The organism is Candidatus Symbiopectobacterium sp. NZEC135, assembly GCF_025962695.1.
The window spans coordinates 1-774 of the sequence record NZ_JAGFPF010001018.1 but is presented as its reverse complement, the minus strand read 5'-3'; the positions used below and the strand labels follow the sequence as shown (position 1 = coordinate 774).

The window sequence follows — 774 nt, the reverse complement described above, 5'->3', positions numbered from 1 at the left end:
AATGATTAAAAAACATAAGTTTTCTCTGCTCGCATTGCTGTTGCTGTCCACGCACATGACATTCACCCCCTCCGTGTTGGCGAAAACGGATGCGCCAGCCATTGCAAGCGCGCATCAAGAGATCGCCTCAGGCAGTGCGATGGTGGTCGATCTGCGTGATAATAAAGTGCTTTATTCCACTAACCCCGACGTGGTGGTGCCTATCGCCTCTGTCACCAAACTGATGACGGCGCTGGTGGTGCTGGATGCGAATTTACCGTTGGATGAAATTATCTCGGTCGATATCAGCCACACGCCGGAAATGAAGGGCGTTTATTCTCGCGTCCGCTTGAACAGCCAAATCAGCCGTCGCGACATGCTGCTGCTGGCCCTGATGTCCTCGGAAAACCGCGCTGCTGCCAGTCTGGCACATCACTACCCGGGGGGCTATCAGGCGTTTATCGCCGCGATGAACGCCAAGGCAAAAGCGTTGGGCATGACGCACACCCGCTACGTGGAACCAACGGGGTTGTCGATCAACAACGTTTCTACCGCACGCGATCTGATCAAATTACTGATCGCCAGCAAGCAATATCCGCTGCTGAGTCAGTTGAGTACCACGCAGGAGAAAACCGCCACCTTCACCAATCCGGGTTACAGCCTGCCGTTTCGCAATACCAATCATCTGGTCTACAAGAATGACTGGAATATTCAGTTGACCAAAACCGGGTTTACCAATCAGGCTGGGCATTGTCTGGTAATGCGTACCGTGATCAACCAGAAACCGGTGGCGCT

Annotated in this window: 1 protein-coding gene; it reads left to right on the top strand. The window is 53.2% G+C overall.

All coding sequences use genetic code 11. From position 1 onward, the window contains the following. Position 1 precedes the first annotated feature (1 nt). A partial coding sequence (pbpG, locus tag J5224_RS32150; protein WP_264629009.1) for a D-alanyl-D-alanine endopeptidase occupies positions 2 to 774 on the top strand: 773 nt, incomplete at its 3' end.